General features: G+C 58.4%; 24 protein-coding genes. 8 read left to right on the forward strand and 16 right to left on the reverse strand.

Going from position 1 to position 23,227, the window contains the following annotated elements:
• Nucleotides 1-93 precede the first annotated feature (93 nt).
• Together G7W63_RS00300 and G7W63_RS00305 are read right to left on the reverse strand one after the other, a co-directional pair.
• The gene (locus tag G7W63_RS00300) at nucleotides 94-507 is read right to left on the reverse strand and encodes a GFA family protein (RefSeq protein ID WP_166251401.1); all 414 of its coding nucleotides are present in this window, start codon (nucleotides 505-507) and stop codon (nucleotides 94-96) included.
• 63 nt (nucleotides 508-570) lie between these two features.
• Nucleotides 571-1,563 (reverse strand): zinc-dependent alcohol dehydrogenase family protein, encoded by a 993-nt coding sequence (locus G7W63_RS00305; protein WP_242634260.1) that lies wholly within the window; start codon nucleotides 1,561-1,563, stop codon nucleotides 571-573.
• A gap of 342 nt (nucleotides 1,564-1,905) precedes the next feature.
• Between G7W63_RS00305 and dkgB the strand changes: the two genes are divergently transcribed.
• On the forward strand, nucleotides 1,906-2,715 hold the full coding sequence (gene dkgB, locus G7W63_RS00310; RefSeq protein WP_166251404.1) for a 2,5-didehydrogluconate reductase DkgB: 810 nt from the start codon (nucleotides 1,906-1,908) through the stop codon (nucleotides 2,713-2,715).
• 18 nt (nucleotides 2,716-2,733) lie between these two features.
• Here the strand turns inward: dkgB and G7W63_RS00315 are convergent, their stop codons facing one another.
• The 3 genes from G7W63_RS00315 to G7W63_RS00325 form a co-directional block, all read right to left on the reverse strand.
• Nucleotides 2,734-3,405, reverse strand: coding sequence for a DUF6064 family protein (locus G7W63_RS00315; RefSeq protein ID WP_166251407.1), 672 nt, complete (start codon nucleotides 3,403-3,405; stop codon nucleotides 2,734-2,736).
• 4 nt (nucleotides 3,406-3,409) lie between these two features.
• Complete coding sequence (locus G7W63_RS00320; RefSeq protein WP_166251410.1) at nucleotides 3,410-4,342, reverse strand: aldo/keto reductase; 933 nt, start codon at nucleotides 4,340-4,342, stop codon at nucleotides 3,410-3,412.
• A 119-nt stretch (nucleotides 4,343-4,461) separates the two neighbouring features.
• Nucleotides 4,462-5,235: a glutathione S-transferase N-terminal domain-containing protein gene (locus G7W63_RS00325; RefSeq protein WP_341273672.1), complete on the reverse strand. Its 774-nt coding sequence runs from the start codon at nucleotides 5,233-5,235 to the stop codon at nucleotides 4,462-4,464.
• Nucleotides 5,236-5,542: 307 nt separating this feature from the next.
• Here G7W63_RS00325 and dacB point away from each other — a divergent pair, with 307 nt between their 5' ends.
• Nucleotides 5,543-7,090, forward strand: a complete 1,548-nt coding sequence (gene dacB / locus G7W63_RS00330) for a D-alanyl-D-alanine carboxypeptidase/D-alanyl-D-alanine endopeptidase (RefSeq protein ID WP_166251413.1) — start codon at nucleotides 5,543-5,545, stop codon at nucleotides 7,088-7,090.
• A gap of 32 nt (nucleotides 7,091-7,122) precedes the next feature.
• On the opposite strand, the gene G7W63_RS00335 is transcribed toward dacB, so the two are convergent.
• From G7W63_RS00335 to G7W63_RS00355, 5 genes are all read right to left on the reverse strand, one after another.
• Nucleotides 7,123-7,893 (reverse strand): SDR family oxidoreductase, encoded by a 771-nt coding sequence (locus G7W63_RS00335; RefSeq protein ID WP_166251416.1) that lies wholly within the window; start codon nucleotides 7,891-7,893, stop codon nucleotides 7,123-7,125.
• A gap of 93 nt (nucleotides 7,894-7,986) precedes the next feature.
• Nucleotides 7,987-8,676: a histidine phosphatase family protein gene (locus G7W63_RS00340; RefSeq protein ID WP_166251419.1), complete on the reverse strand. Its 690-nt coding sequence runs from the start codon at nucleotides 8,674-8,676 to the stop codon at nucleotides 7,987-7,989.
• Nucleotides 8,676-9,740 (reverse strand): phosphotransferase family protein, encoded by a 1,065-nt coding sequence (locus G7W63_RS00345; RefSeq protein ID WP_166251422.1) that lies wholly within the window; start codon nucleotides 9,738-9,740, stop codon nucleotides 8,676-8,678. Before G7W63_RS00345 ends, G7W63_RS00340 begins: the two co-directional genes overlap by 1 nt.
• A 46-nt stretch (nucleotides 9,741-9,786) precedes the next feature.
• Nucleotides 9,787-10,602, reverse strand: coding sequence for an SDR family oxidoreductase (locus G7W63_RS00350; protein WP_166251425.1), 816 nt, complete (start codon nucleotides 10,600-10,602; stop codon nucleotides 9,787-9,789).
• A 22-nt stretch (nucleotides 10,603-10,624) separates the two neighbouring features.
• A complete protein-coding gene (locus G7W63_RS00355) occupies nucleotides 10,625-11,836 on the reverse strand; it encodes an acyl-CoA dehydrogenase family protein (RefSeq protein ID WP_166251430.1) in 1,212 nt (403 codons plus the stop codon).
• Between the two features lie 153 nt (nucleotides 11,837-11,989).
• Between G7W63_RS00355 and G7W63_RS00360 the strand changes: the two genes are divergently transcribed.
• Nucleotides 11,990-12,895, forward strand: a complete 906-nt coding sequence (locus G7W63_RS00360) for a LysR family transcriptional regulator (protein WP_166251433.1) — start codon at nucleotides 11,990-11,992, stop codon at nucleotides 12,893-12,895.
• A gap of 43 nt (nucleotides 12,896-12,938) precedes the next feature.
• On the opposite strand, the gene G7W63_RS00365 is transcribed toward G7W63_RS00360, so the two are convergent.
• Entirely contained in the window at nucleotides 12,939-13,301 is a 363-nt protein-coding gene (locus G7W63_RS00365) for a hypothetical protein (protein ID WP_166251436.1), read from the reverse strand.
• A 39-nt stretch (nucleotides 13,302-13,340) separates the two neighbouring features.
• The gene (locus tag G7W63_RS00370; protein ID WP_242634261.1) at nucleotides 13,341-14,120 is read right to left on the reverse strand and encodes an EAL domain-containing protein; all 780 of its coding nucleotides are present in this window, start codon (nucleotides 14,118-14,120) and stop codon (nucleotides 13,341-13,343) included.
• A gap of 170 nt (nucleotides 14,121-14,290) precedes the next feature.
• Here G7W63_RS00370 and G7W63_RS00375 point away from each other — a divergent pair, with 170 nt between their 5' ends.
• Nucleotides 14,291-15,442 (forward strand): isocitrate/isopropylmalate dehydrogenase family protein, encoded by a 1,152-nt coding sequence (locus G7W63_RS00375; RefSeq protein ID WP_166251439.1) that lies wholly within the window; start codon nucleotides 14,291-14,293, stop codon nucleotides 15,440-15,442.
• Between the two features lie 103 nt (nucleotides 15,443-15,545).
• Here G7W63_RS00375 and G7W63_RS00380 read toward each other — a convergent pair whose 3' ends face one another.
• Nucleotides 15,546-16,529: a D-2-hydroxyacid dehydrogenase gene (locus G7W63_RS00380; protein ID WP_166251442.1), complete on the reverse strand. Its 984-nt coding sequence runs from the start codon at nucleotides 16,527-16,529 to the stop codon at nucleotides 15,546-15,548.
• Between the two features lie 218 nt (nucleotides 16,530-16,747).
• Between G7W63_RS00380 and G7W63_RS00385 the strand changes: the two genes are divergently transcribed.
• The gene (locus tag G7W63_RS00385; protein WP_166251445.1) at nucleotides 16,748-17,971 is read left to right on the forward strand and encodes a pyridoxal phosphate-dependent aminotransferase; all 1,224 of its coding nucleotides are present in this window, start codon (nucleotides 16,748-16,750) and stop codon (nucleotides 17,969-17,971) included.
• An 80-nt stretch (nucleotides 17,972-18,051) separates the two neighbouring features.
• The gene (locus G7W63_RS00390; RefSeq protein WP_166251448.1) at nucleotides 18,052-18,243 is read left to right on the forward strand and encodes a CPXCG motif-containing cysteine-rich protein; all 192 of its coding nucleotides are present in this window, start codon (nucleotides 18,052-18,054) and stop codon (nucleotides 18,241-18,243) included.
• Nucleotides 18,244-18,271: 28 nt separating this feature from the next.
• Here G7W63_RS00390 and G7W63_RS00395 read toward each other — a convergent pair whose 3' ends face one another.
• Nucleotides 18,272-18,874 carry an HAD family hydrolase gene (locus tag G7W63_RS00395; RefSeq protein ID WP_166251451.1) on the reverse strand — a complete coding sequence of 201 codons (603 nt, stop codon included), beginning with the start codon at nucleotides 18,872-18,874 and terminating at the stop codon, nucleotides 18,272-18,274.
• A gap of 91 nt (nucleotides 18,875-18,965) precedes the next feature.
• Here G7W63_RS00395 and G7W63_RS00400 point away from each other — a divergent pair, with 91 nt between their 5' ends.
• Both G7W63_RS00400 and G7W63_RS00405 read left to right on the forward strand, forming a co-directional pair.
• A complete protein-coding gene (locus G7W63_RS00400) occupies nucleotides 18,966-19,523 on the forward strand; it encodes a YceB family lipoprotein (protein ID WP_166251454.1) in 558 nt (185 codons plus the stop codon).
• Between the two features lie 3 nt (nucleotides 19,524-19,526).
• Nucleotides 19,527-20,099: a DUF1415 domain-containing protein gene (locus G7W63_RS00405; RefSeq protein ID WP_207308849.1), complete on the forward strand. Its 573-nt coding sequence runs from the start codon at nucleotides 19,527-19,529 to the stop codon at nucleotides 20,097-20,099.
• 74 nt (nucleotides 20,100-20,173) lie between these two features.
• Here G7W63_RS00405 and G7W63_RS00410 read toward each other — a convergent pair whose 3' ends face one another.
• Both G7W63_RS00410 and acs read right to left on the reverse strand, forming a co-directional pair.
• A complete protein-coding gene (locus G7W63_RS00410) occupies nucleotides 20,174-20,842 on the reverse strand; it encodes a response regulator (RefSeq protein WP_166251457.1) in 669 nt (222 codons plus the stop codon).
• Between the two features lie 40 nt (nucleotides 20,843-20,882).
• The gene (gene acs, locus G7W63_RS00415; protein WP_166251460.1) at nucleotides 20,883-22,832 is read right to left on the reverse strand and encodes an acetate--CoA ligase; all 1,950 of its coding nucleotides are present in this window, start codon (nucleotides 22,830-22,832) and stop codon (nucleotides 20,883-20,885) included.
• Nucleotides 22,833-23,227 lie beyond the last annotated feature (395 nt).

Genomic DNA, 23,227 nt, shown 5'->3' on the forward strand with positions numbered 1-23,227 from the left:
TGGGTTCTGGGTTCTGGGTTCTGGGTTCTGGGTTCTGGGTTCTGGGTTCTGGGTTCTGGGTTCCAGTTTCCGGTCGGCAGGTCCACAGACCGGTCAGTGCGGGTCGTTGGTCCGCTCCAGCTTGTCATATTGGGGAATGGCGTCGGTAATTTCGAACCAGTCGGATTTTGAGCCCACAAAAACATGGGCTGCAGGCGATTTGTTGAGTGGCTCGTTGATAAGGCCGGTACGCACCCTGAGGATGCCCGGAATGGCATCGACCCGGCTGTAAAGCGAACTGCCACAGACAGAACAGAAAGCACGGAACTTGCCCGGCCGGGATTCGTATTCCCGGATCAGCTCGGTGCCGGCCAGCCACTGCCAGTGAACCTTCTGGGCCGGGGCACTGGCAGAAAATGCACTGCCATGAACACGGCGGCATTGACTGCAGTGACACAGCGCTATGGGCCCCAGCGGGCCCTGATAGGTAAATGTTACGCCACCGCACAGGCACTGACCTGTCAGCATGGTTCTTCTCCGGTCTGATGGGCAGGCGGCGCCCATGAGGGGCCTGGTGCGGCCCGGTACGACTCAGTCGTGCCGGGGCACCACGAGGATCTTGCCGTCTCGCTCGCCGGCGGCTGCGGCCGCCACTGCATCCTTGATTTGAGCCACATCATACTCGCCTGCGACCCTGGCCTGAAGCTTACCGGTGGCAATCAGCTTGGTGAGTTGGCCAAAGACATTCATCTGGTCTTCCTGGCTGGCATTTTCAAACCACTTGGCCAGCCAGAACCCTTTTACCGTTACGTTCCTGAATACGATATTGCGGGGTGAAACGTGACAGGGCTCTCCGCTCATCATGCCGTAGTTCACCAGCGTGCCACCCTCGGCGAGACAATCCGCGATCTGGTCTGTGGACGGGCCGCCAACGGCATCGATAGCCAGCTTCACCTGGCCGCTGCCAATGGCTTCCCGCACCCGCTTGTGCAGATCGGGGCCGTCGACCAGCACCACTTCCCCGCCCTGGGCCTTGACGCTCTCGATGGCAGACTCACGGCGAACCACATTAACTGTGTTGAAGCCCTTTATCTTTGCCAACTGGATCAGGTAACCACCGACTCCGGAGTTGGCGGCATTCTGGATTACCCAGTCGCCGGGCTTCAGATCGACAAACTCGGAGAGCATCAGCATCGCGGTAGGCGGATTGATCGTCATCATGGAAAGCTGGCGCGGGTCCGCTTCGTTCGGCAGGGGCACAAGCTTTCGGGCCTCGGCAACCACATGACTTGCCCAGGTTCCAATACCCACCGGCAACAGCACCGTCTGGCCCACCTCAGGGCCTTTGGTGCCAGCACCAACCGCCGCAACGCGACCCACACCTTCGTTGCCGCCCACCGCCGGCAGCGACGGTAACATGCCATACTCTCCGGTCAGCGTCAGAACATCGGAGGGATTGATCGGCGATGCCAGTACTTCTACCAGTGCCTCTCCCTGTTTAAGTTCCGGCAATTCAGACTCAACCGCCTCGATATGCTCCTGGGGCACTGGCCCCCGCTTGTCGTACTGGGCTCTTAGCATCATCATCAACTCCCTATCTATCGGAACTCGCCGGAAACCGACTCCCGTCGGAAGGCTCCCGCGGCCTCGGCTCGAGCATATTATTGGATAGCTCCAGCATAAAGGCTCCAGACGATTCACAACAGGGTCAAAACCGTCAGCTCTGCAGTGAAGCGCGCCAATGTTATGCAGGCATAAAGTGGCTGCTTTCGCAGGAGTTATTCAACACCTGTCAAATCCGACGACCCTTGAAGTGGGGGGCGCAGGGCGCCAACGTATAGGATCATTATCATTCCCCTTTGACTCACAGACCTGTTGACCATTGTCCCAGGGCTCGTGAATACTGATCTTTCAGGAGAGCTTGCCATGACCTTCAAAGAATTACCGCGTATCGGCATGGGTACTTTCCGGCTCAAGGGCGACGATGCCCGGGAAGCCGTCAAAAGTGCGCTGTCACTGGGCTATCGCCACATCGACACCGCCCAGATGTACGACAATGAGGCGGCTGTTGGTGACGGTATCACCTCCAGCGGCATTCCCCGTCGGGACATTTTTCTGACCACCAAGGTCTGGTTCGACAACCTCAGGGCCAGTGACCTTATCAATAGCCTGAAGCAGAGCACTGAGCGGCTGAAAACCGATCATGTCGACCTCGCCCTCATCCACTGGCCGTCCCCTGACGACGAAGTGCCGATGAGCGAGTATCTGACAGCGCTGCGGGATGCCCAGCGGGAAGGCCTGACCGAGCATATCGGCATTTCCAACTTCACCTGTGCCCAGATGGACCAGGCCAGGGACATCCTGAAAGACACGCCCATACTTACCAATCAGGTGGAGGTGCACCCCTTTCTCGCCAATCGCAAAGTGGTGGATCACGCACACAAACTCGGTATTACGGTGACCGGCTATATGCCACTGGCCGTGGGAAAGGTCATGCAGGATGAGACCCTGCAGCGGATTGGCCGCGACCACAATGCCAGCCCGGCGCAGATCGCCATCGCGTGGATAGCGAGCCGGGGAATCGTGCCTATTCCCTCTTCCACTCGCCCTGAGCACCAGAAAGCCAATCTCGAGGCACTGGATATCCGTCTGAGCCCAGAAGAAATAGCCGCCATTGCTAAACTGGACCGCAACGAGCGTATTGCTGACACCGATTTCGCTCCAGCCTGGGACTGAGAATGGCCCTGGCTGACATCAGCCAGGTTCCGACCACGAGGGCAGGAACAGCAATACCAGGCCAGCGACGAGACCAAGTGCCGGCACCACCATGAGTCCGGCTGTCTCCAGCGCAAGCAGGGTAGCGGCACTGAAAAAACACCAGCCCAGGGGCAGGAGCAATAGCAGCCAGCGAACCCGACGGTGCACCAGAAGCAGGACCGGGAGTGTTGCCACCACAGTGACATCGGGAGTCATGGCAAACAGGGACAGCGCCTGCCAGCTGTCAGCAGCGCTGGCGGTAAGCCAGGGCAACCCCAACAGGCACAGCAGCCACAGCAGCCAGAGAATGCCTGCCCTGGCGCCTCCTGATGGCCAACGACCCACCGGATGCCACCAGCCTGCCACCGCCCCGATCAGCATGGCCTGGGCTACGAAGCCATAAGCAAAGTAGGTAACAGGCCAGTTGATGGGACTGTAATACTCCAGCAGGAACCCCAGACCCGTGTATATCCAGGCCAGAGCCAGCAGGACAATGGCCACGTGGCGAAACAGCGGCAGCGGACGGCTGAGCAGAAAAGGAATGGCCAGGCCCCCCAGCAGGGCAAGCAGATGCAGGGGCCAGGCCGCCTCATTGAACCGGCTGAACAGTCGCAGGTAGACCTCGGGTGTGAACATGACCAGATCAGCCAATGAGTAGTCCCAGCGCATGGATTCAGAGCTCCTCCAGGTACCTTATCATCTCGCTTCGTTGCCCCGGGTCGGGCAAGGCTCCGAACTGCGCCCCCATATTCTCCTGCATGTGCTCAACCTGGGTTGTTGCCGGAATAGCACAGGTCACGGCAGGATGGGAGACGATAAACTTGAGGAAGTATTCAGCCCAATTCTCACAACCAGCATCGCCAGCCCAGGAGGGCAGAGGCTGGCCCTGGAACCGGTCGAACAGCCGACCACCCTGGAACGGCCGGTTGGCAATCACCGCAATACCCCGCTCCTGTGCCAGAGGTAACAGACGCTCTTCCGCCCAGCGATCAAGCACGTTGTAGGTGAGCTGGACAAAATCCAGGGGCTCGCGCTCCATGATGTCCTCAAACTCCTGCAGGCGACGACCGTGGGAGGTGGTTATGCCGATGTAACGCACCTCGCCCCTCTCCTTCATGGTTTTCAGGGTTTCCAGGTGGGCCTGCCAGTTGACCAGGTTATGGACCTGAAGCAGGTCAAAGCGCTCGACACCCCAAAGCTGGCGGGACTCTTTGGCCTGCTTGACGCCCTCCTCGGTGTCCGAGGTCCAGATTTTAGTCGCGGCGAACAGCTCGTCGTCCCGACCAAGCTTTGACAATGCTTTTCCAAGGGCAAGCTCGGCCGTTCCGTACATGGGGGATGAATCGATCACCGTACCCTGATACTCAAAGAACGTCTTGAGCACCTGTGCGCGCTGGGTCAGCAGCTTCTCGTCACGGCCCACGTTGAACGTGCGCCAGGTACCCATCCCTATAACGGGCAGCTGCTCCCCCGAGCCGGGAATAGGCCTGGTAATGGGTTCTGAGCGTTGATGCTGGCTGGCAATACCCAGCACCGGCATCTGGCTCACGAGACTGACGGTGGCGAGACCGCCGAGAAAATGGCGACGGCTGATCCTGTTGGCCATGGGCCGGCTCCCTGATCGATTGCTTTATTCCTGCCTACAACCTACCAAAAGCGTACCCGGGCGTCAGTTCCTGGTTCGTTCTCTATATTACCTGTCAGCGATCGCGATCTGCCTTGCCCTCAGACTGTGTACTGACGGTCAAGATAGCGCAGGATCCGGCTGGATTCGAACAGAGCTTCGCCGCTGTTGGGGTCTTCCAGATAGGGCACCTGAACCCGGCCGTGCCGGGCAAAAAACGCCGCCCGTTTACCTCCGGGACGCGGAGTATAGGGTCCGGGTTTGAGTCGTTGCTTTGCCGGCCCGATCTCGGTCCAGTGCTCCTTGCCCAGGTTGTGGAGGGTATAGGGAAGCTCCAGCTCGCATAACCGTTCCCGCACCAGCCGGGAAAAGGGGCTGCCTTCAAAGCTCCAGAGACGCAGCGTCTGCTCCGGTTTCAACGAAGGCGTAGCGCGAAGCCCCCTCAGACCACTGACAGCTGAGGCCATGGAACCGGTCACAGGCTGATAAATGCGGCTTTTATAGTAGCCGGGCACCCTACCCTTGCCGTAGTGCTGAAAAAGATAGGCAACAATGTCGCTGGACTCGTAGAGTTTTTCTCCGGTGTTCTCATCCATGAGCAGGGGAAACTGGGCCTTGCCCCCGAGGGCCACGGCCTCATCGCGAAAACGTCGTCCGCCCTTGGGACACGGACGGATATCCGCATCAAGGTGAAGCGCCGTCAGGACCTCTCTCACCCGACGGCAGTAGGGGCACCCTTCCATATCGTAAAGAACCAGAACCTTTTCAGGGCGGGTCGCAGCCTTTACGACCAGGCAACCGCGCCAGCCGCTCAGGGTCGAGGTTGTCACAGACTCGAGCAGGTTCAGGTTAAAAAGCAGGGCATTAGACATCATTTGGCCTCTGGTAAGGAAAGTTAAACCATCTAGAAAGCCATGATACCCCTAAAGCGCGGGGTCACGATGGCCGCCGCGCCACAGGGATTTGGCTAAAAGGTGAATCGGCTCACGATCCTTTTGTAAACAGAGGCAAGTCTAAGCCCTTGATAACCAATGAGCGCTTACACCGTGTCACAAAAACCCTGTAGAAACAGTGTCTGTACTGGCAGTTTTTAACGTCATGTAGAGCTTTCCCACATAGTCTGGATAATGAATATGAGCTATCGTTAATGAATCTGTCGCGCCTCCCTGGATTACTCCGCTTATGTCGTCACGCTTCCCCCGATTTCTGGCTTGCATGCAGTCCCGCAGGTTCCTGGCGTGTGTACTGACACCTGCTCTGGCAATGACATTGGCTGCGGCGGTACCCTCCGTATCAGCGGCTGCGCCGGAAAAGACCAAGACCTGGAGCGGCCAGATGCTGGCCTACGCCACCGAATCGCTGTCAGACCGGGAGGGCCTCAGCATCGCGGCCATCCCTCTGAACGGGCCCGGGATCGAGCAGTACATCAATGCTGACAAGCCCATGAACCCCGGCTCCATCATGAAGCTGATCACCACCTACGCAGCGCTTGAGATCCTGGGGCCCACCTTTCAGTGGGATACCCGTTTTTACACCGATGGCACGCTCAACGGCAGCACCCTTGAGGGCAACCTCTATGTAAAATTTGGCGGAGATCCCAAGCTCACAGTGGAGCGGCTCTGGAGCGTCATCCGTGAATTGCGCGGCATGGGCCTGGACACCATCACCGGTGACCTTGTGCTTGACGGTAACTACTTCCAGTTACCGGAGGGCCTACCCCTATTCGAAGACAACGGCAACAATCCTTACGCGCCGTTTCTGGTGGAGCCGTCGGGGTACCTCACCAACCTGAACCTGCAACACTTCGAAGTAAGAGCCGATGAGCGTGGCACCCAGGCCTGGAGCACTCCGGCGCTTGAGCAGGTAGTCATCGATAACCGTGTCATCGCGACCGAGGCGGGTCAGTGCCCGGCCCGTCGCAACTTCACCTGGAAACCGATCTTCCATGATGACGGCCGCGTGACTGTTCGGGTAGAAGGCCGGCTGGCCCAGGGTTGCCGGACCGCCGCCTATTTTTCGCTCCTGCCTCACAAGGACTACAGCGCCGCCGCCATCAGCTCGGTCTGGAAAGAACTCGGGGGCACCCTGGAAGGCGGGTACCGTTTTGACAGCACCCCTGACGATGCCCGCCTGATGATGGTCACAAGCTCCCCTGACCTGGTTACCATGGTGCGTGACATCAACAAGTGGAGCAGCAATGTGATGGCGCGCCAGCTCCTGCTGACCATGGGCGCAGAAAACCGCCTGCCCGATGAAGAGGATGACCGCGTCGCTGGCATTCGAGTGGTCTACGAATGGCTGGAAGCCAAAGGGATCAACACCGCCGGAATGGTACTGGATAACGGCGCCGGCCTGTCCCGTTACGAGCGCATCACCACTCGCCAGACTGCCCGCATTCTCCAGTACGCCTGGAACAGCCCCTTTGCGGCCGACCTGCAGTCATCCATGCCGTTGATTGCCATGGACGGAACCATGGTGAGGCGCCTGCGCAACACGGCGCTCAAGGGCGAAGGCCGGATCAAAACCGGTTACCTGGAAGACGTGCGCTCGATCGCGGGCTTTACCCGGGACGAGTCCGAAACCAGCTGGGTCATTGTCGGCATCGTGAACCACTCCCCGGCCTGGAACGGCCAGGCCCTTCTGGACCGGGTGCTGTATTCGCTTTATTACAACCCACCCATGGGCACGTCCCTGTCCCAGGGCCCGGCCTCTGGCTCAACGGTTCAGTAGCCGTATTGCCGAGAGCTTTTACGGCAGGCAGATCAGACGGTGAGGTAACCGCCGTCTACATTGATGCAGGTGCCCGTGGTATAGCTTGAGGCACCGGAAACAAGGTACAGGACCGTGCCGGCCATCTCGGCCGGGTCCGCCATCCGGTGCATCGGTATGTGGGTCAGGGCCTGTTTCTTGATGCTCTCATTGGTGGTCAGGGCGCTGGCGAACTTGGTGTCGGTCAGGCCCGGCAGCAAGGCATTGACCCGGATGTTCTGCTGACCCAGTTCCTTGGCGAAAGCCTTGGTCATGGAAATGACCGCCGCCTTGGTTACTGAATAGATACCCTGGAAATGCCCCGGCGCAACGCCGTTGACCGACGCCACGTTAACGATGGCGCCACCGCCATGCTTTTTCATTAGCCGCGCACCACGGGCGCACATGAAGAAATAACCCCGGATGTTCACATCAACGGTTTTCTGGAATGCCCCCAAATCAGTGTCCTCAATAGGCCCGAAGTGAGGATTGGTAGCAGCGTTGTTGACCAGAATATCAAGGCGGCCATGGGTTTCCTCAATGTGCTTCCAGACCCCCTCTATCTGGTCCATTTCGCCAATATGACAGGCGTAGGCTTCAGCACTGCCGCCGGCGTCCCGGATGCTGCCGGCCACAGCCTCACAGCCATCGATCTTGCGGCTGCTGACAATCACGTGGGCACCATAATGGGCCAGGGTACGGGCCACACTTTCTCCGATACCACGGCTTGCGCCGGTGATCAGGGCGACTTTTCCGGACAGGTCAAACAGGTTGTTGCTGCTCATGAAAAAACTCCATGGTAGTGCCTGGCACCACCTTCGCGGTCGAAACCTCAAGGTGCTGAACAAAATTTACCAGGCGTAGGGACTCGTTAAGGATTATCTGAAAGTCACCAGATCAGGATCTTCTGCTTCCAGATGACTGTAATTATTGAAGACGGCCAGGCTGCGACGGGAGCCGGAGTACAATATCCGGGTCACACTGGTGTTGGCGATCACTTCGTTCAGTCCCAGGGCGCGCCGGTCGTCAAGGTCCAGCAGACTCTGAACCATCACCGAAATAGGCCCGCCTGAGGTGGCTACCAGCACATCCGAGCCATCGGCGTACTCAACCAGTTCATCCAATGCCCGTGTGACCCTCGCCTTGAAGCTTGGCCAGGTTTCCTCGTAATCGTTATCAAAGTCGCCACTGGCCCATCGTTTGACCGCGCTAATAAACGCTTCCTGAAAAGCCCGGGCAGGCTTGGGAAAGGCAGCAAGGTCTCTGGCCATAACGGTACGGTCAGCCCAGGCCGGGCGATAGCTTTTGATAACGGCGTTGTGGTCAAACTCATTGAAGCCGGCCACTGCCTGCATATCCGGCAGGGTACCGGCATAGCCACTGGCCATGGCCTCGACGGTTTCCCGGTGGCGTTCCATATTGCCACCGAACACCGCCCCGGGCGCGACCTTGCCTGACAGCCAGCGGCCCAGCACCCGGCCCTGCTCCCAGCCCTTTGGGGAAAGCTGGTCATAGTTTTCCTTGCCAAAACTGGCCTGGCCGTGACGGATCAGATACAGGGTGGCCATTACAGGTCACTGGCCTCGATCAGTTTCAGACAGCGCTTTTCCAGGTAGTTGGCCGCGTGCCCAAAGGCGGCAAAGCGCTTGTCTTTGGTCTGGCCGTGGTAGAACCGGTAATAGATCTGCTGGATGATCACCGCCAGCCGGAACAGGCCATAGATCTCGTAATAGTCAAACCGCTCTACACTCAGGCCTGACTTCTCCAGGTAATAATCCACCACCTCCTGCCGGGTCAGCATGCCGGGCCGATGGGTGGGCTGGCGTCGCAGCATCTGGAAGGGGCCTTCGTCGTCTGCCTGTACCCAGTAGGCGAGACTGTTACCCAGATCCATCAGCGGGTCGCCGATGGTCGCCATTTCCCAGTCCAGCACCCCGATGACCTCAAACGGGTTGTCCGGATTGAGCACCACGTTATCGAAGCGGAAATCGTTATGTATGACCACCTGGGCGACATCATCGGGCATTTTCCGGTCAAGCCAGGCCATGACCTTTTCAAAGTCGCCGACGTCGTCTGTCCTGGCTTTGCGGAAACGGTCGCTCCAGCCTGTGATCTGGCGCTTGACGTACCCCGCGCCCTTGCCCAGGTGGTCCAGCCCGGCAGCTTCCGGATCTACCCGGTGCAGATCCACCAGTTTATCTATGACGTTCAGGCACAGCTTGCGGGTGTCTTCTTCGCCGAGCTCAAACCCCTTGGGAAAGTCCTGGCGCAGGATTATGCCCTTGAGACGTTCCATAACGTAAAAGTCGGCGCCCAGCACACTGTGATCGTCACAGATCGCGATTATGTCGGGTACATAGGGGTAAACAGGTTTCAGCGCCTTCATGACCCTGGCTTCGCGCAGCATGTCATGGGCTGACTTGGCGATCTTCCCAAAGGGGGGACGACGCAGGACAAATGACCGGTCACCATAGTCCACCTGGTAGGTCAGGTTGGAAGCACCTCCGGGGTACTGCTTTATGGAAGGCTCACCGATGAGGTCCGGCAGCGCCTGTTTCATGAAGCGGTCGACAGCCGCCACATCCAGTTCTTCGCCTTCCCGGATGGCCACCGCCTGATCTATCTGCGTCATTCAATGCTCTCCTCGATTTTGCCCTCAGTATGGCGTGGACCCGCTATCAGCCTGTGTTACCCATTTTCTTCATCCAGCGCTTGCTCTCCTGATGCATTAACCAGTCGAATGCCCAGGGCGCGTGGCGCTTCAGTATCCACATGCGCTTCTCCTTGACGTGGGGCAGGACCCAGAACTCACCCTGCTTCACAGCACGGAAAATGTCCTCAGCCACATCCTCTGCCGTGACCGTGGACCGCTTCATGAGCTTGCCCACATTTTGCTGAATGCCGGCAATGTCGGATCTCATGGTACTGGTCAGGTTAGTCTGGAAAAACGCCGGACAAACACAACTGGTGCGAATGCCGTAGCCCCGAAGTTCCTGACTCAGGGTTTCCGAGAGGGCAATCACCCCGGCCTTGGATACATTGTAACTGCTCATCAGTGGCGCCAGCATGAGCCCGGCCATGGAGGCTACGTTGACGAAGGCGCCCTGGCCCTGCCTCTTGAACAGGGGTGTGAACGCCTTGCAGCCACGAACCACGCCCAGAACGTTGATGTCTAGAATCCACTCCCAGTCGGTCATGGTGCTGTCTTCGATAGTGCCGGCGGACGCAACCCCGGCATTGTTCACCACCACATCGAGTCCGCCCCAGCGGGCCTCCAGATCATCGCGGATCTTTTCCAGATCGGTCAGCCGACGCACATCACAGTTGACGAAATAGCCCTCGCCACCCTGGGCGTTAATTTCGAGCTCAACCTGTGCGCCGAGATCCGCGTTGATATCCCCGATACAGACCCGGGCGCCCTCACGGGCGTAACGCAGGGCGATGGCCCGCCCCAAGCCGCTGGCACCGCCGGTGATAAATACTCGCTGAGTCATTGTGCTGCCTTATTAATCAGGTTTATTTAGCGTACTTTTTAAGTTCGAGCTTGGCGACCGTGGCTCTGTGAACCTCATCCGGACCATCCGCAAGGCGAAGTGCCCGGGCATAGGCGAACAGCTCGGTAAGGGCAAAGTCGTCATCGCTGACGCCGCCACCACCGTGTATCTGGATGGTCTGGTCGACGATGGTCTGGAGCATCTGCGGGATGACCGCCTTGATCATCGACACCTCACTCAGCGCCCCCATGATGCCCTTAGTATCCAGCAGCCAGGCACATTTAAGGGTCAACAAACGGGCCTGCTCAATGCTCATCCTGGCATTGGCAATGATGTCCGGATTGCCACCAAGCTTCGCCAGCGGCCGCCCAAAAGCTTCCCGGCTCATGGCACGGCGAATCATCAGGTCCAGGGTACGCTCGGCGGCGCCAATCGCACGCATGCAATGGTGAACCCGACCCGGCCCCAGACGGCCCTGGGCGATTTCAAAGCCACGGCCCGGCCCTGCGATGATCGCGCTTTTGGGCAGCCGCACGTTGGTGAAACTGACCTCGCCATGACCATAGGGCTCATCGTAGGCGCCGAATACCGGCAGCATACGCTCGATTTTGATGCCGGGGGCATCCAACGGTACCAGCACCATGGAATGCTGGCGATACTTGTGAGCCTCAGGGTCAGACAGGCCCATAAAGATGGCGACCTTGCAGTCCGGATGGCCGATACCGGTGCTCCACCACTTGCGGCCGTTGAGAACAACCTCTTCGCCTTCGACAATCGCAGTCGCCTGCATATTGGTGGCATCGGATGACGCCACGTCGGGCTCCGTCATACAGAACGCGGACCGCACCTCGCCACTCATCAGGCGGGGCAACCACTCGGCTTTCTGTTCGTCCGAACCGTAATGGATCAGCACTTCCATGTTGCCGGTGTCCGGGGCATTACAGTTGAAAATCTCCGGTGCAATAAAGCTGCGTCCGGTTTCCTCTGCAATCAGGGCATAGTCGGAATTGAGCAGGCCACAACCGTGCTTTTCGTCGGGGAAAAACATGTTCCAGAGCCCCTGGGCCCGGGCTTTCTCTTTCAGCTCCCGGATCACTGGCAATACCACCCAGCGGTTGTCCTGGGCCGCCAGTTCCTTGCGGTAGGCTGCCTCAATCGGGAAAATCTCGTCCTTCATGAAGGCTTTGACACGCTTCAGATAATCCTGGCCTTTTGCGGAAATGGTAAAGTCCATACCGGGTCCCCTGTCTCAATGTGAACCGTTAGCGCCAGCACGGGCGCTGGCTGCTCTTGATCACATCAGTCTAGGGGCCTCTACGCTATTACGCGACTGAATTATACTTATCGTTTATTATTAGCGTTACTTATTAAACTTGCGGATACCGGAATGGCCTTGAACCGACTCGACCTCAACCTTCTACACGTATTTGATACCATATTCCGTGAGGGCAGCCTTACCCGTGCTGCCCGCGCCCTGCACCTTACCCAGCCTGCAGTCAGCCATTCCCTGGCCCGGCTGCGGGAGCACTTTGACGACCCACTATTTACCCGTCAGGGTAATCAGATGGTGCCGACGCCCCTGGCCCGCAGATTTTCCGAAACCATGCGTCCGGGCCTGACGCAGATCCAGAGCGCGGTCAACCAGTTCCACGCCTTTGACCCCGCGGTTCAGCGCAAACTCTACTCACTCGCTTTGAGGGACATTCTGGAGTCCACGTTTCTACCAAAGCTGATGCGCCGGCTGGGGGATTACCCGGATATCGGGATAGCCAGCCAGCGCATCGCCAGACGTGACATGGAGACCCAGCTTGCGGCCGGCAAGCTGGATTTTGCGGTCGACGTGCTGCTGCCCATCAGTGACCAGACCGCCCATGAGCTCCTGCGCAAAGACCGGTTGGTGGTCATTGCCCGCCGGGATAACCCTTTGGCGGCCGATGGCCTCACCATGGAAAACTACCTGGCCGCCCGGCACGTGCTGGTATCGTCCAGGTCCGAAGGGCCCGGCATTGAAGATTTTGAACTGTCGAGGCAGGGGGTGCAGCGCAACATCAGGCTGAGGTGCCAACACTACTATGCCGCCTGCCGCGTGGCGGCAGGCACGGATCTGCTTCTGACCATGCCGGAAACCTACGCCCGACTTATTGCAGAACATGCGGACATCGTCATTCATACGCCACCGGCAGAGCTGCCGGATATCGACGTACATCTTTACTGGCATAAGCCCTACGAGAAGGAACCGGCACTGATCTGGTTCCGTGAGCAGTTACATGCGGTGGCAAAAGACGAAGCCTGAGATTCACACTTTGTCACAGCTCCACCCGGCCCCATGCCGGCCGCTACGAAAGGGCTCCGACCGAATAGAGCACCAGAAACGCCACCAGAACGGTAGCAAACAGGGATGTGGCCACTATGCCCAGCCCCCACCAGACGGCCGCGCCCTCGGAAACGCCCACGTCCGGCTGTTTCTTGAGGGCACGATGAAAAGCCCAAGGGCCGAGCAGAAACGCCCCCACAACCGCGAACACAAGCCCGACACTGATACCCGCAAAGGTCCAGGTAGCCAGGACCATGGCGCGGTCGGCCAGGTCTCCAGAGGCATTATGACGGCTAAGGAACTGGCGGCAGAGAAACCAGAGGAGGCAGAACAACAGCACCACGAACAGGACGGCGCCTACGAGGGTCACCATACGGTAGATCAAGATTCGACTCCAGATAGCATGAGTGAATGGTTAGGCCGGTTACGCAGCCGGGAAGCTAGCCGGGAAATAAGGTTCTGGCAGCGTTTCCCAGCCGGGCTTGGCGAAAAGATAACCCTGAAAAAGCTTGATATCCCGGGCCGCGAGCCAGTGATACTCCGCTTCGGTTTCCACGCCCTCGGCGATGATACGGCCGCCGAGCTGGTCCATCATGGTGATGATGCCGTTGACGATGGCCTGCTTGTTTGGCTCGCGCTCTATGTCCCGTACCAGGCCCATGTCCAGTTTGAGCAGGCTCGGGGGACTGGCCATCAGAATATTGTAGCGGGAGTACCCTGCCCCGAAATCGTCTATCGCAACCTGAAACCCCATCTCTTTATACGAGTGTACGATCGATACCAGATGATCCGTATCGGTCAGGTCTTCACCCTCGGTGAGCTCGAAAATGATCCTACGGGTATCGAACTTGTAGGTCCGGGCCGCCGCCAGGGTGGTACGGATGCAGTACTCGGCCTGGTAAACCGCATTGGGCAGAAAGTTGATGCTCAGGAAAGTCTCCATGCCCAGCTTGGCCGCCAGCTTCACTGCCTTGACCCGACATATCTGGTCGAATGCATAGCGGTTGGTCTTGTTCACCTGGGAAAGAATACTCCAGGCGCTCTCCCCCTGCAGACCTCGAATCAACGCTTCATAGGCATAGACAGAGCGATCAGATACATCAACGATTGGCTGAAATGCAAAGGTAAACTTGAAGTCCAGTCCCTCGCCACAGGCACACTCCTCACAGTGGCTTTCATCAAACAGAGTTTCTGGTGCAGTCACAAGGATTCCTTATAGCAAGTAATGGTCGCGCACTGGCAGCATAAGCTTTCCAACCAACCGTGGCTGGTACTATAGCGATGTTCTCCGCCCGGGAAAACTGCACCTGTGACGCAAAGCCATTGCACGTCTACACTGTGGGCAGCGGACTGAACCCAAACCAAGGAGTCGTTATGCCCCAACCCATCCGGATTGCGGTAACCCCAGGCGACGGCATTGGCCCGGAAGTCGTCGATGAAACCCTGCGATGCCTCAAGAAGCTGAAAGAGACTCATAGCCTGGCGCTGGAATGGACCCGCTTCACCTGGCCCTCCCATGCCTGGCATCAGGAGCACGGCGAGATCATGCCAGAGGATGCGCTGCAGCAGCTAAAAGAGTTTGACGCCATCCTCCTGGGAGCCCTTGGCGACCCGGGTCCACTCAACGATCCCAGTCGCTACCTGCTACCTGACAGCGTCTCACTGGCACCCCTGTTGCAAATGCGTAAGGGATTCGATCAGTGGGTCTGTGAGCGTCCAGCTAGGCTGTTGGCCGGCGCCCGCCAGTTTCTCGCGGATGAGCGCGCCCGGGACGTCGACATGCTGGTCATCCGGGAAAACAGCGAAGGCGAATATGTGGGCCAGGGGGGGCGCCTGCGGCAGGGCACGCCTGACGAAGTGGCCACCCAGATGGAAGTTTTTACACGCCGGGCTACCGACCGAATCATCCGCTATGGCTTTGAGCGAGCCCGGGAACGTGCCCGTCTGCGCTCGGAGGAAGGCCGAACCCGCACGTTCGCTAATCTGGACGGCAGTGAATGCGAAAGCCAGGTCTGCATCATCACCAAGCGCAATGCGTTGCGTTACTGGGGCGACATGTATTCCGAAGCCTTTGTCGAGATCGCCGGAGAATATCCGGATGTGGCCACCCACCATGAACTGGTGGATGCAGCCTGCATGAAGTTCGTACAAAGCCCCTGGCATTTTGATGTGGTGGTCGCCAGCAACCTGCAGGGTGACATCCTGACGGACCTGGCTGCCGTTCTTTCCGGTGGCATGGGGGTGGCGCCGTCGTGCAACCTGAACCCTGACGATGATTCGATGCCGTCGATGTTCGAACCCACCCACGGCAGCGCACCGGACATTGCCGGCAAGGGTATTGCTGATCCGACCGCGATGCTGTTTACCGCCGCACGGATGCTTACCTGGCTGGGGCGGCAGGACCCGGAGCTGGCAAAAGCCGGGGACGAGCTGTTTGACGCGGTCGCGGCGGACTTGGCTGAACATGGCGGGAGCAGGCGAGATACTCGCGCTATCGGGGATGCGGTGCTGTCCCGACTGGGCTGAAGGATCCTAACGCTGAGGCATAAAAAAAAGGGCTGCAACCGCAGCCCTTTGTCATGTTCGCAATCGGACGTTTACTGAAGAATCCTGACAAGCAGCGCCCACATCAGCTGGCGGCGTAGCCCAGCTTCTTGTCCACCTCATTAAACAAGCCTTCGCCAGCTTGCCATCGGTCGAAGTTGGCCAGAAACTGATCGGTCAATGCCCGACGCCAGCCAATAAAGTCGCCGGCCATATGGGCCGTCATGATGACATTATCCATGGCCCAGAGGGGATGATCCGCCGGCAGGGGTTCTTCCTCGAACACATCCAGTCCGGCCCCGGCGATGACTCCCGACTTCAGGGCTTCCACAAGATCATCGGTCTTCACGATGGGGCCCCGACCAATATTGATCAGGCGGGCACTGGGCTTCATGGCTTCAAAGGCCCTGACATCAAACAGACCCTCGGTCTGCGGCGTAAGGGGCGCTGCAATCACCACGTAATCCGCCAGCTCAAGCTGCTCAAACAACTGATCGTTACCATGTACGCTCGCGAAATCCGGGTCATCCAGTCGCTCGCGCCGGGCAATGCCATGGGGAATAAGCCCGATAGCTCTGACCATACGGGCTATCTGCCGTCCGATGGAACCTGCGCCTACTATTAGCACCTGCTGCCCTTCTGCCCGCTCGGTATCACGGTGCTGCCAGGTCCGGTCAAGTTGAAGCCGGATGGACCGGGGAAAGTCCTTGGCGAACATCAGGATCGTACAGAGCACATACTCGGCTATGGTTCGATCAAAGATGCCCCGGGCATTGGTTACTCTGACCGGGCCCTCGATAAGTTCCGGGAACATCAGCGCATCGACCCCGGCACTGGTGGCATGAATCCACTCGAGCTTGTCAGCCTCGGGCCAGGCAGCAGCCAGGGCCTCAGTCCGGAAGTCGGTTACCATCAGGACCCGGGTTCCGGGCAGCGTTTCCCGCAGACTTTGCTCATCGGACGCGAACCTCACCTCGGCACGGGCCCGCAGGCCATCCAGCCCCGGTGGTTCGGGCTCGCCGGGCGCGGTCAGGACAGTAACAACAGTGGACTTTTCGGAGCTGGTCATGGCGGCCTCTGCAGTGATAGGTGTCGGTTTCAGTGGTCTGTAGACAGTCTGGTGTCTGACCTTAATCCGGTCAAATTACAGGCCCGATCATTAGTCTTAACCCCGGCCTCCTACCTGTTTTCCATGAATTGCATAATCCTTTGTCACGTTGCTTGTGGCCCCTTTGTTTAAGCACTAACCTGCAGGCAGGCCATTCGTTTGCATTCTCAGGAGGACACATGCCAGATACCGCGAATAACGCCGCACAGAATCCACCGCGGAAGATCAAGTATCGCAAGACCAAGGCTCGCTGGCACCCCGCAATGCAGGCGATCCCGGTACCGGGCATCCGGCGCATGGTAAACCTGGCGTCCACCATGAAGGACGTCATTCACCTGTCCATTGGTCAGCCTGACCTGCCGACCCCCAAACATATTATTGACGCCTACATAGACGCGCTGAATGCAGGACAGACCGGCTACACCATGGACGCCGGCCTGCCTGAACTGCTCGTGGCGCTGCGGGATTATTACAGCAAGCGGTACGACCGCAAGCTGACCCGTGACAACATTCTGGTAACGAGTGGCGCCACCGAGGCCATGTACCTGGCGCTGTCGGCGACCTCGGCCCCCGGTCGCCAGTTTATCGTGACTGATCCCTCGTTCCTGCTTTATGCCCCCCTTATCCGCATGAACGGCGGTGAAGTGAAGTTCGTGCCCACCCGTATCGAGAATAACCACCAGCTCGACCCGGATGAAGTCATCAAGGCCATGGGGCCCCGCACCTTTGCCATCGTGCTGAATTCGCCCAACAACCCCACCGGGGCGGTCTACCCCAAGAGCACGATCGAAAAGATTGTTGAGGAATGCGCGTATAGGGGCATCCAGGTGTTCAGTGACGAGGTCTACGACCACCTGATTCTTGACGACGAAGAGTATGCCAGTGTGCTTCGGTGCAGTGTCGACCTGGACAACATCATGTGCATCAGCAGCTTTTCCAAGACCTTCAGCATGGCGGGCCTGCGGGTGGGCTGGGTGATTTCCAGTCAGGCCACCATCAAGTCCCTCAGACGCTACCATATGTTCACCACCTCGGTGGCCAATACCCCGTCCCAGTTTGCCGGGGTAGCAGCTCTGACCGGCGACCAGCAGTGCGTGCGAGATATGGTGTCCATTTACCGGGAGCGTCGCGACCGCATTGTCGAGCTGATCAACCAGACGCCACACATGACCGGCTACACCCCCGGCGGCGCCTTCTTCGCCTTTCCTGATCTGCCCCTGCATGTGGACGGCTCAGACCTGGCCCTTCGTATGCTCAAGGAAACCGGAGTCTGCGTGGTTCCGGGGGATGCCTTTGGTGAAAGCACGACCAACGCACTGCGATTCAGCTTCTCGGCGTCGGTGGAAACCATTGAGAGTGCCTTTGACCGGATCATTCCCTGGATGGCCAAGCAGAAGTTCTAACATCCTTAGGTGCAAGGGCAGGATCTGACCTAGCATTACATTAACACCTGACAGAGAGACGCATGAGAATGGGGTCGGACATGACAGAGCTCCAGTACACTTCCATCCAGTGCCCTTATTGCTGGGAGGCGCTGGAGATCGCTATCGACCCCTCGGTTTCGGATCAGGAATACGTGGAGGACTGCCAGGTCTGCTGCCAGCCGATTCTTATTCACGCGGTTTTTAATGAAAGTCAGCAACTGGCAGTCTCGGTGACGCCCGAAAACGAGTAGGGGCTGCCAAGGTCAGGTCGGACGAGCCTTAATGGAAGAGCACCGCCAGTTCCCGGAAATGGTCAATCACATAGGCGGCTTCGGACACAAACGCGCTGTTTTTCCTGTTGCGGTAGAGGCAGCCGGCCATGCCGGCACGCCGGGCAGCTGTCAGGTCATCAATAAAATCACCCACGTACATCATGCGGGCAGGCATCAGTCCGAAATGCCGGGCGATGCGCAGGAGGCCCTCCGGATCAGGCTTGGGGGCACAGTCTTCCCGGGTGATTATGCGGCTTATGGGGATATCCAGCGCCTCACAGGTTTTGCGGGTGGCTGCGCGGCTGTTCCGGGTCAGTATGGCCGTGGGGATACCGGCATCGTTGAGCGTTTCGAGCAGTGACCGTGCGCCCGGCATCCAACTTGCACGCATGGCGCCGGCCATTTCGTGCCGAGCGATCACCCCGTGGGCATGGTCAACGGCGCGGGCATCGCTCAGTGTTTCGATGTGCTCCAGCAGCCCCACGCCGTCAGGAAACCCGAGTTCCTTGCGAATGGCTACGAAATCCAGGGCGGAATCCACGAGGGTGCCATCCAGGTCAAAGGCGATACCCCGCACCTGTGATCTGTCCAGCTCAGTCAGCCGTCGCATTGTGTCTCCTAACGCGTCATTAATGAATTCCTGCTTGCTCCCGGTCGGGGGCATGTCTCAGGATACAACCTGCTAATCAGGAGGTCGGACCATGTTACGTTTTCTCAGCCTACTCGTGGTTGTTGCTTTTTCACTGGCCGGCTGTGCCAGTTTTTCGCCCTATTCTATCAGCGAAGGCACCCTGGAGCGTAACCTCCAGAATGTGATCGAGAACTTTGACCGGCAACAGCTGCGTGCCGGCTCGCCACTCAGCGTGTCCATGAGCGATGCCGATATCACCCTGGGACCGGATGGCCGGGACGTGGCCGTCCTCGATCTGGCAGGGCAGGTGTCGGTCAATGTGCTCGCCGCCCGCCTGCCGGTCGATATTGTGCTCAAGCTGGAAGGGGCACCGGTTTACGACAGCGAAGAAAAGGCTGTCTACCTGCGCCGCCTCAAGTTGCTGGACAGCCGCATTGATTCGCCGATGTTCAGCGGCGACCTCAAGCCCATCACCGATAACGTCATGCGCGTGGTCGCCCAGATGCTGGAAACCATGCCGATTTACCGTCTGGATGACAGCGATATCAGGCAGCGCCTGTTCGGGGTGGTCCCCATGGACATCCGGGTCGCGCCCGGCCGGCTCGAATTCGTGACCAGGGAAAACTGAATCGTGTCCTCTCCTGAGCCCCGACCCTGCCCTGCCATCGCCGAGACCCGGCAGTGGCTAGAGCGCGCCGTTATCGGATTGAACCTGTGCCCATTCGCCCGGAGCCCCTACCAGAAACAGCAGGTTCGCTTTGAGGTGTCAGAGGCCCGGACACCGGAAGCGCTGCTGGATGACCTTCTGCAAAGTCTTCAGGCGCTTGCTGCAGCCGATCCATCGGAATGGGAAACCACCCTGCTGATCCACCCTCACGTTCTCAATGATTTTTACGATTACGTGGATTTTCTGGCCGTCGCTGACCATGCTCTGGAAGTCGCCAGCCTCGATGGCATTCTGCAGATAGCCAGCTTCCACCCGGACTACTGCTTTGCCGACAGTGATCCCGGGGCGGTCGACAACAATACCAACCGCTCCCCCTACCCCACCTTGCACCTGCTAAGGGAAACCAGCATCACCCGGGCTACCGAAACCATGGCCGATACCGATGCCATCTACCGTAATAACATAGCCCTGCTAAGGCGACTCGGAACAGAGGGCTGGAACCAGCTCTGGAAGAAAGACGGAAGCAAAAGCAACTGATTGCTCAGAAAGACATAAAAAAGGGGCCAGTCTGAACCGGCCCCGTTTGCGTTTTGCGTTGCCCAGCCCCGGTTTTACTGACTGCCGGACAGGGAGGTATCTGAAGGATCAATCTCCATTTGCTGTATGGCGATCACCGCCTGAGTCCGGTTGCGGACCCCAAGCTTTCGAAACACAGCGGTAATATGCGCCTTGATAGTCGCTTCCGATACATCCAGATCGTAGGCGATCTGCTTATTCAACAGACCTTCTGCCAGCATTCCCAGCACCCGGAACTGCTGGGGCGTCAGGGAGGCCAGCTTGTCTGAGAAGTCCGTGGTATCACCGTGCAGACGCTCGATCTTGTCGGCAACCCCGGCCGGCAACCACACATCCCCTCCCAGCACATCCTGAATTGCCTGGGTTATGGTCGGCAGTGGTGCCGATTTCGGGATAAACCCGGACGCCCCGTAATCGATGGACCGGCGCATGACCTGCAGTTCCTCGGAACCGGACACAACCACAACTGGCAGGCCCGGGTATTGTCCTCGCATGAATACGAGTCCCGAGAAGCCATGGGCCCCCGGCATGTTCAGATCCAGCAGAACCAGATCCGCATCCGGGTGAGCCTCCACTGCCGCCTGCAGAGCCTTGATGCTTTCGACCTCTACGGTCTTTGCATCGGGAACTGCCTGATTCACCGCCTGCTTCAACGCAGCTCGAAACAGGGGGTGATCATCGGCAATGATTATCTGTTGTGCCATTCAGTCGATTCCTCGCGGTTTTAGGGTCACGCTACGGCCACTACTTGTCCTGAGCGCGGTGCTTTATCAGATCGTCAACAACGCTTGGGTCTGCCAGCGTCGAGGTATCCCCAAGGGCATCGTGCTCGTTAGCCGCTATCTTGCGTAGAATACGGCGCATGATCTTGCCTGAACGCGTCTTGGGCAGACCTGGCGCCCATTGGATCACATCAGGAGAAGCGATGGGGCCGATTTCCTTACGCACCCACTGTACCAGTTCCTTCTTGAGCTCATCGCTGGGCTCTTCACCCTGAACCAGGGTAACGTAAACATAGATCCCCTGCCCCTTGATGTCATGGGGAAAGCCGACCACAGCCGCTTCCGCTACCTTGCTGTGGGCAACCAGGGCACTCTCCACCTCGGCAGTACCAAGACGGTGGCCGGAAACGTTTAGCACGTCGTCCACCCGGCCGGTGATCCAATAGTAGCCATCTTCATCACGACGGGCGCCATCGCCCGTAAAATACATGCCCGGGTAGGTGGAGAAATAGGTCTGCTTGAAGCGCTCGTGGTCCCCGTAGATGGTGCGCATCTGGCCGGGCCAGCTGTCCAGAATCACCAGGTTGCCCTCGGTTGCTCCGTCAAGAAGGTTGCCATCGTTATCCACAATGGCTGGCTGAACACCAAAGAAAGGTACCGTGGCTGAGCCCGGCTTGAGGTCCGTGGCGCCCGGCAGAGGCGAAATAAGAATGCCGCCGGTCTCGGTCTGCCACCAGGTGTCCACGATCGGGCACTTATTATTGCCGATCACGCGATGGTACCACTCCCAGGCCTCGGGGTTGATCGGCTCACCTACTGAACCAAGAAGACGCAGGCTGTCACGGGTCGTGCCATTCATGCAGGACTCGCCCTCGGCCATCAATGCCCGGATCGCTGTCGGTGCTGTGTATAGTATGTTGATCTTGTGCTTGTCTACCACCTGGCCCATCCGCGAGGTGTCGGGGTAATTGGGTACGCCCTCGAACAGCACAGTAATTGCCCCGTTAGCCAGCGGCCCGTAGAGGATATAGGTGTGGCCGGTAACCCAGCCAAAGTCCGCAGTACACCAGTAGACGTCGCCGTCGTGGTAATCGAACACATACTCGTGGGTCATGGATGCGTACACCATGTAACCACCGGTAGTATGCAGGACGCCTTTCGGTGCGCCCGTTGAACCGGAGGTGTAGAGCATGAACAGGGGGTCTTCCGCGCTCATCGGCTCGGCCGGGCATTCCGCCTCAGCTGTTTTCATGGCGTCTTCATAACCCAGATCGCGACTGTCGTCCCAGGGCACATCAGCGCCGGTATGGGACACCACCACGACCTTTTCAACATCGGGCACCTTGTCGCTGGCAAGGGCCAGATCAACATTTTTCTTGAGGGGAATCTTGCGGCCGCCGCGAAGCCCCTCGTCTGCCGTCACCACGAACCGGGACTTGCCGTTCTCGATACGGGCGCCCAGCGCTTCGGGGGAGAAACCGCCGAATACAACCGAGTGGATGGCACCGATACGGGCGCAGGCCAGCATGGCGACGGCGGTTTCGACGATCATGGGCATGTAGATCGTGACCACATCCCCCTTCTTGATCCCGATCGACTTGAGCACGTTGGCAAACTTGCAGGTCTCAACGTACAGCTCACGGTAGGTAACCGAATGGGATTCGGCGGGGTCGTCGCCCTCGAATATGATGGCGGTCTGGTCGCCACGGGTCTCTAGGTGGCGATCAAGGCAGTTGGCAGCGGCATTCAGCTCACCGTCCTCGTACCACTTGATGGACAGGTTTTCGTAATCGTAGGTGGTGTTCTTGACCTTGGTGAAGGGTTTGGTCCACTCCAGGCGTTTGCCATGCTCGCCCCAGAACCCCTGTGGGTCTTCCACGGACTGACGATACATCTGCTCGTACTGGTCTTTGTTGACCAGGGCCCCTTGCGAAAACTCCTGACTGACCGGATATTCCTGCTTGTGAGACATTGTGTTCCCCCTTAGATGACGTGCTAATTATTATGAATTTTGTTGTTAACAGGTCCGGGATCACAGGTTCTGAACAGAACCGGAGTTCTGCAGAAATAGCACCAGGTGTCCCTCCAGAAATTATCCTTCTAGTTCACCACGGGCAGTGCAATGCAATGAATTAGACTAACGTCCTAATTCCACACGAAAATCGGACCAGCGCAGAAACATGGGTCCACAGGCATACCTGGAATCATAGACCCTGAAACAGCTGGTAACAAAGACAGGTAGCGATCAGAGGCGGGAGAGCCCCTTTTGGGCATGAGTGAAGCGACATAAAAAATGGGACGGGTTGACCTCCAGGAAAGCTCAACCCGTCCCATCCAGCGCCCTGAGGATGTCATAGCGATGTGCCG

This window comes from Marinobacter salicampi (assembly GCF_011074795.1).
GTDB lineage: Bacteria > Pseudomonadota > Gammaproteobacteria > Pseudomonadales > Oleiphilaceae > Marinobacter > Marinobacter salicampi.

Bases quoted from the DNA above. Each gene is read 5' to 3' on its own strand.
- dkgB (WP_166251404.1), top strand. From the start codon at position 1,906: ATGACCTTCAAAGAATTACCGCGTATCGGCATGGGTACTTTCCGGCTC.
- G7W63_RS00395 (WP_166251451.1), bottom strand. From the start codon at position 18,874: ATGCGACGGCTGACTGAGCTGGACAGATCACAGGTGCGGGGTATCGCC.
- G7W63_RS00325 (WP_341273672.1), bottom strand. From the start codon at position 5,235: ATGATGTCTAATGCCCTGCTTTTTAACCTGAACCTGCTCGAGTCTGTG.
- G7W63_RS00315 (WP_166251407.1), bottom strand. From the start codon at position 3,405: ATGCGCTGGGACTACTCATTGGCTGATCTGGTCATGTTCACACCCGAG.
- G7W63_RS00350 (WP_166251425.1), bottom strand. From the start codon at position 10,602: ATGACTCAGCGAGTATTTATCACCGGCGGTGCCAGCGGCTTGGGGCGG.
- G7W63_RS00360 (WP_166251433.1), top strand. From the start codon at position 11,990: ATGGCCTTGAACCGACTCGACCTCAACCTTCTACACGTATTTGATACC.
- G7W63_RS00400 (WP_166251454.1), top strand. From the start codon at position 18,966: ATGTTACGTTTTCTCAGCCTACTCGTGGTTGTTGCTTTTTCACTGGCC.
- G7W63_RS00375 (WP_166251439.1), top strand. From the start codon at position 14,291: ATGCCCCAACCCATCCGGATTGCGGTAACCCCAGGCGACGGCATTGGC.
- G7W63_RS00410 (WP_166251457.1), bottom strand. From the start codon at position 20,842: ATGGCACAACAGATAATCATTGCCGATGATCACCCCCTGTTTCGAGCT.
- dacB (WP_166251413.1), top strand. From the start codon at position 5,543: ATGTCGTCACGCTTCCCCCGATTTCTGGCTTGCATGCAGTCCCGCAGG.
- G7W63_RS00340 (WP_166251419.1), bottom strand. From the start codon at position 8,676: ATGGCCACCCTGTATCTGATCCGTCACGGCCAGGCCAGTTTTGGCAAG.
- acs (WP_166251460.1), bottom strand. From the start codon at position 22,832: ATGTCTCACAAGCAGGAATATCCGGTCAGTCAGGAGTTTTCGCAAGGG.
- G7W63_RS00300 (WP_166251401.1), bottom strand. From the start codon at position 507: ATGCTGACAGGTCAGTGCCTGTGCGGTGGCGTAACATTTACCTATCAG.
- G7W63_RS00355 (WP_166251430.1), bottom strand. From the start codon at position 11,836: ATGGACTTTACCATTTCCGCAAAAGGCCAGGATTATCTGAAGCGTGTC.
- G7W63_RS00380 (WP_166251442.1), bottom strand. From the start codon at position 16,529: ATGACCAGCTCCGAAAAGTCCACTGTTGTTACTGTCCTGACCGCGCCC.
- G7W63_RS00320 (WP_166251410.1), bottom strand. From the start codon at position 4,342: ATGGCCAACAGGATCAGCCGTCGCCATTTTCTCGGCGGTCTCGCCACC.
- G7W63_RS00305 (WP_242634260.1), bottom strand. From the start codon at position 1,563: ATGATGCTAAGAGCCCAGTACGACAAGCGGGGGCCAGTGCCCCAGGAG.
- G7W63_RS00335 (WP_166251416.1), bottom strand. From the start codon at position 7,893: ATGAGCAGCAACAACCTGTTTGACCTGTCCGGAAAAGTCGCCCTGATC.
- G7W63_RS00345 (WP_166251422.1), bottom strand. From the start codon at position 9,740: ATGACGCAGATAGATCAGGCGGTGGCCATCCGGGAAGGCGAAGAACTG.
- G7W63_RS00390 (WP_166251448.1), top strand. From the start codon at position 18,052: ATGACAGAGCTCCAGTACACTTCCATCCAGTGCCCTTATTGCTGGGAG.
- G7W63_RS00385 (WP_166251445.1), top strand. From the start codon at position 16,748: ATGCCAGATACCGCGAATAACGCCGCACAGAATCCACCGCGGAAGATC.